Origin of the sequence: Halorientalis sp., from assembly GCF_028275115.1 — an archaeon.
Classification (GTDB): domain Archaea; phylum Halobacteriota; class Halobacteria; order Halobacteriales; family Haloarculaceae; genus Halorientalis.
The window spans coordinates 1-2,522 of the sequence record NZ_JAQCNH010000076.1 but is presented as its reverse complement, the minus strand read 5'-3'; the positions used below and the strand labels follow the sequence as shown (position 1 = coordinate 2,522).

Annotated in this window: 3 protein-coding genes; 1 reads left to right on the top strand and 2 read right to left on the bottom strand. The window is 65.1% G+C overall.

Features of this window, described 5'->3' with window-relative positions:
* Nucleotides 1-574 precede the first annotated feature (574 nt).
* A complete protein-coding gene (locus tag Q0964_RS10175; protein WP_349254458.1) occupies nt 575-766 on the top strand; it encodes an acyl-CoA dehydrogenase family protein in 192 nt (63 codons plus the stop codon).
* Here Q0964_RS10175 and Q0964_RS10170 read toward each other — a convergent pair.
* Nucleotides 763-1,947 (bottom strand): hypothetical protein, encoded by a 1,185-nt coding sequence (locus tag Q0964_RS10170; protein ID WP_299266867.1) that lies wholly within the window; start codon nt 1,945-1,947, stop codon nt 763-765. The genes Q0964_RS10175 and Q0964_RS10170 overlap by 4 nt on opposite strands.
* 125 nt (nt 1,948-2,072) lie before the next feature.
* On the bottom strand, nt 2,073-2,522 hold a 450-nt coding region (locus tag Q0964_RS10165; RefSeq protein WP_475405834.1), incomplete at its 5' end, for an amino acid kinase family protein.

The following is a 2,522-nucleotide window of genomic DNA, read 5'->3' as shown; positions in this document are numbered from 1 at the left end:
GGACGGAGTTCGGCACGCGATTGACATCCTCCTCCGCGTAAACGCGGAGGAACCCCGACCGCAGTTGGGAGTTTCAGGTTTAACAGTCCAACCAAGCATCACCCCGGTTGGAATCCGACGGGATGCTGACGGCCTAAGCTGGCTGGACTGCGGGCGGTGCCAAGCCGCCGTTACGTGTATCCTCGACCGTGTTTGGCGTCCAGGCGTTGTTTTGGCCGCAAGGACGCCAGCAGGCGTCAACGGAGTTCACGGTAGCGGAAGTGCCGCGAGCGTAGTCACCACGGGCCGGATGGTTCGAGCATCCGGTGTTCGTGACCACGTTCCAGATATTGTCTCATTGCTGTAGGCGGACAGGCCGCCTCTGTAGGACGGGACGGAATCCGCTCCGTTCCGTCCGATTCCTACTTCTGTGTATGACTGCCTGTCAATTAACAGTCATGGTCGGAAACTCGCCAATAGTGTAGCCGGGGGACTGTTTCATCGAGTGACGGCGCGTATCCACGCCGTGAGCGACGTGGTATTGCGCCTGCTCCATCTATAATCGCCGAGTACGGCACGGACGAACAGAGAGTGGATCCTCGAAGGCATCACCGCCGGGGAGCTGATCGGTGCGCTGGGCAACACCGAACCCGAACACGGCGGCAACGGGTACACCCGTGACTACCCGGTCGAACGCCAGTACCGCCACGCGAAACTCTACCAGATTGGAGAGGGTGCGAGCGCCATCCAGCGCAACATCGTCGCCGAGGAACTGCTCGAACGCTAATCTTTCAGGTCGCTCTCGTCGAGCGGTTCCCAGTCGCCCGGTTCGTCGGTGGTGTCCTCCACGTCGCCATCCTGAATCGCGTCGTCGATGACCGTATGCGGGTCGTCTAGATTCTCCTCGTCTTCCTGCTGAAATGCCCTGTCGATGACGTCGGCTTTGTGACTCTCCGATTGCTCATCCGCTGCCGGCGCTTCGCGCTCGGACCCGGTAAAAATGTCTTCTGCGGCCGCCCTACCGGATTCCGACTCGGATTCGGCGAACGTGTCTTCACCGCTGTCCGCCGCGGTTCCGGTCTCGTCGTCGGCCGGTGGCGCGTCCGGCTGACCCAGCGGCTCGTCCGCGTCCGTCTGGGTTGTCTCGCCGGTCGGTTCGTCGCTCAGACCGCTCCCGGTCGCCTGGCTGACGACCCGGTCGATGTCCTCCGGTGTCGGCCGTTCGCCGTCCTCCGTGGCCACCTCGTCCACCTCCGTCGCTGGCTCCTCGGTCGGGTCGGTTCCCTCCGCACCGGCACCCGACGCCTCGACAACGGGTTCCGTCTCGCCGCCGTCTTTCTGTGCCGCGCTGCCGGTGGAGTCCAAGTCGTCGTCCCCAGCCGCGTCGACGGTCGATTCGGTCGACGGTCGGTTTTGCCCCGGCTTCGGAGTTGGTTCGTCCACCAGGTCGACCGACTCCGGTTCGACTCTCTCTGTGACCGGTTCTGTCGAATCGGTAGTCGAATCGACGGTGTCCGCAGTTGGTTCCGTCGCCGGCGAATCGGCCGTGACCGAATCGTCCCGTGACTGTTCGGCACGGCCGGAGGTCGCGGCCGCCGGCTCGGACGTGTCCTCCCCGGCCGGTTCCGAACTGTCGCCCGCGGCGTCTGCCCCCGTCGGAGCCGGCGACGTAACTACCGGGTCTGCGTTCTCGAAGCCGGCGGTGACGCTGTCTGCGATCAGTTTGTGGACGAGGCCGACAGTGCCAGCGTAGAGGGTGGCGACGCCTGCCAGGCCGAAGAACCCGCCGGCGGCTACCATCGCTGGCTGTCCGACGGCCAAGAGTGATCCGCGTAACGTCAGGTCGCCGCCGGTCGCCAGCAGCCCTCCCAGCGCGAACAGCGCACCGCTGATCACCAGCAGCCCGAAGACGAGACCGACCATCTTGAAGCCGTATCTCGCCCCACCTACGATTCTCACAGTTGTCATATCGTTGGTATTGGTAACAATCATCAATAAGAGTACGCCACGTTTCGGCCCGCGCGAGGCCGTGCCCTAAACGACGCGCCGCTCACACCGCGGTTCGACGGACGCTCGTGGCGGAGACCTGCCCGTTACGCACCGTCTCCGTCGCCGCCTGCGATCAGCGTTCCCGGTCGCTCACCCCGAAGAAACGTCTCGAGTTCGTCGAGCGCGAAGATAGATGCCGGCGTGTCCAGGCCCAACAAGGTCCGGACTTTCGCGGCCATGCCACCGGTCACGTCCGCGGCGTCACTGCCGCCAAGCACTTCGGCTACGTCGTCGAACGCGTCGATGCGGCCGATCACCTCGTCGCCGGCGTCGAGGACGCCCGGCACTGCCGAACAGAGGCCGACCCTGTCCGCGGCAACGCTCGTCGACAGTTCGACGACGAGTTCGTCGCCGCTGACGATGGTCGCACCCGCCCCCGCATGGGCGATCACGTCACCGTGCAACACCGGAACGAACCCCTCGCCGAGCATCGTCCGGACCTGTCCGGTCGGCAGGTCGAGCCCACCGTCGCCGTCCCGAGCGCCGGCCGACAG

Excerpts from the sequence above, each read along its gene's own strand:
- Q0964_RS10170 (WP_299266867.1), bottom strand. The coding sequence starts at position 1,947 with ATGACAACTGTGAGAATCGTAGGTGGGGCGAGATACGGCTTCAAGATG.